At 70.4% G+C, this 6,660-nt stretch carries 7 protein-coding genes; 2 read left to right on the plus strand and 5 right to left on the minus strand.

What is annotated here, in order from left to right; translation table 11 throughout:
* Both E7Z54_RS12255 and E7Z54_RS12260 read right to left on the minus strand, forming a co-directional pair.
* Positions 1 to 385: EamA family transporter (locus E7Z54_RS12255; protein ID WP_168798297.1), on the minus strand; the 385-nt coding region annotated here is incomplete at its 3' end.
* Positions 386 to 464: 79 nt separating this feature from the next.
* Positions 465 to 686 (minus strand): DUF7455 domain-containing protein, encoded by a 222-nt coding sequence (locus E7Z54_RS12260; protein WP_136434074.1) that lies wholly within the window; start codon positions 684 to 686, stop codon positions 465 to 467.
* Positions 687 to 1,023: 337 nt separating this feature from the next.
* On the opposite strand from E7Z54_RS12260, the gene E7Z54_RS12265 reads away from it, so the two are divergent.
* Positions 1,024 to 3,090, plus strand: a complete 2,067-nt coding sequence (locus E7Z54_RS12265; protein WP_136434076.1) for a DNA gyrase/topoisomerase IV subunit B — start codon at positions 1,024 to 1,026, stop codon at positions 3,088 to 3,090.
* A 31-nt stretch (positions 3,091 to 3,121) separates the two neighbouring features.
* The gene (locus E7Z54_RS12270; protein WP_136434078.1) at positions 3,122 to 3,496 is read left to right on the plus strand and encodes a hypothetical protein; all 375 of its coding nucleotides are present in this window, start codon (positions 3,122 to 3,124) and stop codon (positions 3,494 to 3,496) included.
* 11 nt (positions 3,497 to 3,507) lie between these two features.
* Here E7Z54_RS12270 and E7Z54_RS12275 read toward each other — a convergent pair whose 3' ends face one another.
* The 3 genes from E7Z54_RS12275 to E7Z54_RS12285 form a co-directional block, all read right to left on the minus strand.
* A complete protein-coding gene (locus E7Z54_RS12275) occupies positions 3,508 to 4,002 on the minus strand; it encodes a beta-class carbonic anhydrase (RefSeq protein WP_136434080.1) in 495 nt (164 codons plus the stop codon).
* A gap of 79 nt (positions 4,003 to 4,081) precedes the next feature.
* Positions 4,082 to 5,791, minus strand: a complete 1,710-nt coding sequence (locus E7Z54_RS12280) for an MFS transporter (RefSeq protein ID WP_136434082.1) — start codon at positions 5,789 to 5,791, stop codon at positions 4,082 to 4,084.
* Positions 5,788 to 6,555: an LppX_LprAFG lipoprotein gene (locus E7Z54_RS12285; protein ID WP_168798298.1), complete on the minus strand. Its 768-nt coding sequence runs from the start codon at positions 6,553 to 6,555 to the stop codon at positions 5,788 to 5,790. The genes E7Z54_RS12280 and E7Z54_RS12285 overlap by 4 nt, the downstream gene beginning before the upstream one ends.
* Between the last annotated feature and the right edge of the window lie 105 nt (positions 6,556 to 6,660).

Genomic DNA, 6,660 nt, shown 5'->3' on the forward strand with positions numbered 1-6,660 from the left:
GCCAGATGCCGGGAAGGGCGGCGGCGATACCGAGCCACACCAGCGCGCCCGGACGTTCGCCGCTCGCCACGCCGACCACGACCGGGACCACCGCGGCGCCGACGGCCGACACGGGGGCCACGACGCCCATCCGGCCGGTCGCGAACCCGCGGTACAGGAACGCGCTGCCGGCGCCCCCACCGACACCTGAGAGGGCACCCCAGAGCAGGTCGGCCCGGGTGGGGTCGCCCGGGAACGCGACCGCGAGTGCGATGGCGCCGGCGAGCCCACCGACTCCCGCCAGCAGCGCGACCGGCCAGGGCGTCGTACGACGCGAGGCGATGCCGCCGACGAAGTCGGACAGGCCGTAGGCGAGCGCCGCCGTGAGGGCGAGGACGATTCCCATGAGCGCAGTGTGGTCAATCCGAGGGATGCAGAAGGCCCCGGGGAGTGCCCCGGGGCCTTCGCGAGTCAGTCTCGGTCGGTCAGTCGGCGGCCGAGGTGGGCTTGGTCGTCAGCTTGTGGGTCTCGTCCTGGACCGCCACCGCGATCTCCTTGAGCCGGTCACCGTGCTCGCGGGCGTGGTGAGCGCAGAAGAGCAGCTCGCCACCGGAGGCGAGCTCGACACGCAGGTAGGCCTGGGCACCACAACGATCGCAACGGTCCTCGGCGGTCAGTGGAGCGGTAGGGGCAACTGTAGTTGTCACGTCGGCCTCTCTTTCGTCGTCAACACCCTCATCGGGCGCTGCCGGGATCAACGTAGCGACTGGGTCAAAGATTCCCGTCCCTGTGTGTTCAACGGCACGTCCATCCAACCACCTGACGTCCCACTGTTGTTCGGTTTTCCGATGACTGAAACATCCCTGTGACCATCGGATCGACCATGATCCTCCGGCTGTTGGGCGCTGTTGCCGATTCCGGCCATCGTGTACCTATCGGTACCCCGTGTGCCTGCACTGATGCCCGGCGTGTCGCAGGTAGATTCAGACTCTCGCCAACACAACGACTCGTTGGCCCGTTCCGTCACGAAGTCCCGAGGAGCCGATCATCGTCGACAACACCTACAACGCAGCCCACCTCCTGGTCCTCGAGGGCCTCGAGGCCGTGCGGAAGCGTCCCGGGATGTACATCGGCTCCACCGACACCCGGGGGCTGATGCACTGCCTCTGGGAGATCATCGACAACGGGGTGGACGAGGCGCTCGGCGGACACGCCCGGCGGGTCGAGGTGACGCTGCACCCGGACGACTCCGTCGAGGTCCACGACGACGGTCGTGGCATCCCGACCGACAAGGAGCCCAAGACCGGGCTGCCGGGCGTCGAGGTGGTCGCCACGAAGCTGCACGCGGGTGGAAAGTTCGGTGGCGGCTCGTACGTCGCCACCGGTGGCCTTCACGGGGTCGGCCTCTCGGTCGTCAACGCGCTGTCGAGCCGGATGGACATCGACGTGGAGCGCTCGCCCGCAGCGCAGGGCATCAGCTTCCAGCGCGGCGTGCCCGGCGTGTTCGACGGCGACGGCCCCACGGCGACGTTCACCACCAAGTCGGGGCTGACCCGCAAGGGCGGCCGGGTCACCAAGCAGAAGTCGGGCACTCGGATCCGGTTCTGGCCGGATCGCCAGATCTTCACCAAGGACGCCGAGTTCCTCCTGGACGGGCTGATCGGCCGCGCCCGGCAGACGTCCTTCATCGTGCCCGGCCTGGAGCTCGTCATCCGCGACCTTCGTGGCCCGGCGCCGACCGAGGAGAAGTTCCGCCACGACGGTGGGATCACCGAGTTCTGCGACTTCCTCGCCACGGACGAGCCGCTGACCGACGTGCTCCGGCTCCAGGGCAGCGACGTCTTCACCGAGACCGTGCCGCTGCTCGACGACAAGGGTCACATGACCCCCCAGGACGTCGAGCGTGAGCTGGTCGTCGACGTGGCCGTTCGCTGGGGCGCCGGCTACGAGACCGAGGTGCGCTCCTTCGTCAACGTGATCGCGACGCCCAAGGGCGGCACCCACGTCGCCGGGTTCGAGGCGGCGCTGACCAAGACCTTCAACGACGCCATGCGGGCCTCGAAGGCGCTCAAGGTCAACGACGACGACGTGATCAAGGACGACATCCTCGAAGGCCTGACCGCGGTCGTGACCGTCCGTCTCGCCGAGCCGCAGTTCGAGGGCCAGACCAAGGAGATCCTCGGCACCCCGGCGGCCCGTGCCGTGGTGCGCAAGGTGGTCGCGCAGCAGCTCAAGGAGTTCCTGACCTCCACCAAGCGCGCCGAGAAGGCCCAGGCGAAGCTGCTGATGGACAAGGTCGTCGCGGCGTCGAAGACCCGGATCGCGGCCCGTCAGCACAAGGAGACCCAGCGCCGCAAGAGCGCACTCGAGTCCTCGACGCTCCCGGCCAAGCTCAACGACTGCCGGAGCAACGACATCGAGCGCACCGAGCTGTTCATCGTCGAGGGTGACTCGGCGATGGGTACCGCGAAGGCGGCCCGCAACGCGGAGTTCCAGGCGCTGCTCCCGATCCGAGGCAAGATCCTCAACGTCCAGAAGGCGTCCGTGGGCGACATGCTCAAGAACGCGGAGTGCGCCTCGATCATCCAGGTCGTCGGCGCCGGCTCGGGACGCACCTTCGACCTCGAGGCTCGCCGGTACGGCCGGATCATCTTCATGGCCGACGCGGACTCCGACGGCGCCCACATCCGTTGCCTGCTCGCGACGCTCTTCTTCAAGTACATGCCGGACCTGGTCGCTGCCGGCCGGGTCTACACGGCGGTGCCGCCACTGCACCGGATCGAGATCTCCAACCCGCGGAAGGGCCAGGAGAGGTACGTCTACACCTACTCCGACGACGAGCTCCAGCGGAAGCTGGCCGAGCTCAAGAAGAAGAACATCCGCTGGAAGGACCCCGTGCAGCGCTACAAGGGCCTCGGTGAGATGGATGCCGACCAGCTCGCGGAGACCACGATGGACCCGCGACGCCGTACCCTCCGCCGGCTCACCGTCGACGACGCCGCGGTGGCTGCCGACGTCTTCGAGCTGCTCATGGGCACCGAGGTCGCTCCACGCAAGGAGTTCATCGTGCAGGGTGCCTACGAGGTCGACATGGAGACCCTCGACGCCTGACCCCGGTCCCGGTGGTGGCAGGGTGGAGGGCATGACGGTGAGCCAGGCGCGGGCAGCGGTCGTCAAGGTGCTCAAGGCCCGAGGCGCGAAGCCGCGACGCGGTCATCTGCGGCTGTCCGTCGGTGACCTGTTCTGGTACGTCGACGTGCTGGCCGAGGGGGTCGGGCCGCACGCGCCGCTGCGGCTCGAGGTGGGCTGCTGGTCGCCCTTTCTGCCACCGGAGCCCGACGGCGGAGCGGTCGACTGCCCGCTGCTCGTCGAGCTCCCGCTGGGAGCCGAGCCGGAGGCGGACACCGAGCGGGTGCTCGACCTGGTCGGCGGGATCGGCGACCTGGCGACGCTGGGGGAGCGCCTGGGCGAGCTGCCCGGCGCTCTGGTGGACAGGGCGCTCCGGGACCTGCTCTGAGCGGTCCTGGGTCAGACGTACTGCGTGAGCAGGCCGGTGTCGACGTCGTACATGAACCCGCCCACCTTCACCGAGTCCGGGATGAGCGGGTGGGAGCGGACCTTCCGCACGTCCTCCTCGAGGGCGGCGCGCTGGTCCTCGATGACGTGGAACGGCTGCCAGCTCGCGTCCAGGCCGGCCGACTGGCCGACCTTCACACGGAGCTCGGCCTCGGTGTTGGCCGCCATCGCGCAGCGGGTGTGGGGGATCACCAGGATCCGGTCGACGTTCAGCAGGTGCACGCCGAGCACCAGCGCCTCCAGCGCGGCGGTCGTGACCCGGCCGCCCGGGTTGCGGAAGATCTTGGCGTCGCCGTGCGCCAGCCCCAGCATCCGCAGCGGGTCGATGCGAGAGTCCATGCAGGTCACGATCGCCACACCGGCATGCGCCTTGCCGTCGAAACCGCCGAGGTCGAACTCGGCGGCGAACTCCCGGTTCGCCTTCAGCAGGTCGTCGAAGTCGGTCATGGAGCCGAGATTAGCCGTGTCGAACCGTCCGATTCGTCGCTGCCCGGTCATCGGAACGTGACGCTCGCGACATCGACGGTCAGCCGACGGACCGCAGCGCCTCGGCGGTGTCCACGGCTCGCGTGCGGGCGTTCGCGAACAGGACGAGGGCGAGCAGCGCGGCGGCGAAGGCGGCGACGGCCGCACCGTTGAAGACGGCCTGCTCCTGCACGATGCCGAGCTCGGTGATGCTGAGGCTCGGTGCCTCCGCCTGCGCCGCGTAGAGGCGGCGCAGGCCGATCGTGGTGAGCGCCGAGATGCCGACCAGCATGCCCACCATCCGGGCCACCACGACGAGCGCGCTGGCGAGCCCGTGGGTGTCGTCGCTGGTGGTGGCCAGGATCGCGGCGTTGACCGGCGCCAGGGCGAGGCCGAAGCCGAAGCCGCCGAGGACCAGCGGGAGGTTGGACCACAGCGACTCGAGACTGGTCCGGTCCCACTGGCCCATGACGAGGAACCCGACCGCTGCCGCGACCATGCCGATGGCGGTCAGCACGCCCGCGTTCACGCGGCGGAGCAGCCAGCCACCGACGACCGCGCCGACCGGCAGCGCGACGAGGAACCGGAGCAGGACCAGCGCCGCACCGAGCTGGGACTCCTGCTCGGTGGTCGTCCGGGCGAACAGTGGGATGTCCACCAAGGCGGCGATCAGCGCCCACCCGACCAGGAAGCTGACCAGCAGCGCGCCCCACGCGGGCGTCGGCCGCAGCGCCCCACGGGGGACGAGCGGGTTCTCCGCGCGCCGCAGGTGCACCACGAGGAGTACGACGGCCACCGCCGAGCCCAGCAGGAACCAGGGCCCCTGGGGCGAGAACACCGCCACCTCCGGGTCGGCCGTCGCGAAGGCCAGCACGATCCCACCGAGCGCGACCGCGAGGAACGACGCACCGATGAGATCGGCCGCGAGCAGGTGCCGCAGCCAGCCGCGGAGGTCGACCAGTGGCCGCTCCGCGAACCAGCACCGCAGCGTCAGCGCGACGAACGCGCCGATCGTGACCAGGCCGATCGGGGTGACCCAGCGGCTGCCGCCGTCGACGTAGGGAATGAACAGCTGGCCCCAGGTGAGGTCCCGCTTGAGGCCGGACGGCTCGACCATGACGACCAGCCCCGCGATCGTCCAGGCGGCGAGGATGAGGCCGCCGAGGAGGTCGGGGCGCCCCGGTCTCGAGGCGCTCCGGCCACGGGCGAGCGCCGCCACGCCGACGGCGAGCACCACCCCACCGGCCAGGTTGATGGCGAAGATCCCGCGCCAGCTGGCGACCGAGAGGACGGCCGCGCCGAACAGCGGGCCGAGCACGCTGCCGAACTCCTGGACGGCGGAGACCACCCCGAGCGGCAGCCCGCGCCGTTCGACCGGGTAGAGCGCGGCGACCAGCGACATGGTCGCCGGGACCAGCCCGCCGGCGCCGACGCCCTGGAGGAACCGTCCGGCGACCATCGTGCCCAGGTCCACGGAGACCGCGGTGACCAACGAGCCCAGCGAGAACACCACGAGTGACATCCCCAGCACCGGGATCTGGCCGCGCAGGTCGGCGATCCGGCCGATCAGGGGAAGCATCGCGACGTATCCAAGGAGGAAGCCCGAGACGATCGGGGCGGCCCGCTGGAGCTGGTCCACCGGGATCCCGGCACCGGCCATCATCTCCGGCAGCGCCAGGACGACGACATAGGTGTCGGCCGCCGCGAAGGCGACCGCGACGGCACAGAAGATCAGCAGCAGCCGGTCACGGCGCGTGACGGCGGCGCTCATTGCGGTGCGCTGATGTCCTTGGTGACGTCGTAGCCGGTGACCTCGATCGCGTAGGTGACCGGCTCGGAGTCGGGGAAGAACGCGCCCGTCATGTCGACCGACTGCAGCTTGCCGTCGCTGTCGACGCGGTACCTCACGTCGTAGGAGTCGTCCTCGGCACAGGGGAGGAGCTCGCGGATCGCGTCGCCCGGGGCGGTGCCGGTGAAGGTCGTGAGCACCACCTTGTTGTCCTGGCCTCCGCGCTCGGTGTCGCCCTCCTCGAGGTCCTCGCTGCTGGTCAGCACGTTGCCGACCCCCGTGTCGGGGTCCAGCAGCAGGGCCGGGTCGGGCGCGCACAGCTCGGCCGGCTGGTAGTCGTCGGTCCATCCGACCACCGGCGCCTCGACGTAGAGCGTGCCGCCGGTCGAGACCACGTTGATGCTGCTCGCCTCGAAGCCGCTGACCCGGCCACTGACGGTGCCCTCGAAGGCCGGCGGCTCGGCGACGATCGTGCCGGTCGCGGCCGAGAGGAAGTCGACGCCCGGGTCGTCGCCGGTGCTCAGCTCGACGGTGATGCCGCTGGTCTCGTCGAGGTGCCTCTTGGCCCCCTCCATGACCTCCTGAGGGGAGACCTCGCCGTCGTCGTCGTCGTCGAGCTCCTTGTTGCTCGTGACGGAGTCGTCGGAGCCCCCGGTGCAGGAGGCCAGCCCCGTGACCGAGAGCAGTCCGACGAGGACCGCCGCCGCCACCCGGGTGGCACGTCGGTGCCCGAGCCGGATCGTCATGGAGTCACCCTGACACATCGACGGTCAGCACCGCGGCGAGCGGCCCCGCGGCCGCGGCGAGCGGCTGCGTGCCCGGCACGCCCGAGCCGTCACGGCGGCCGGTGG

It is taken from the genome of Nocardioides sp. (assembly GCF_004803405.1).
Taxonomy (GTDB): domain Bacteria; phylum Actinomycetota; class Actinomycetes; order Propionibacteriales; family Nocardioidaceae; genus Nocardioides; species Nocardioides vastitatis.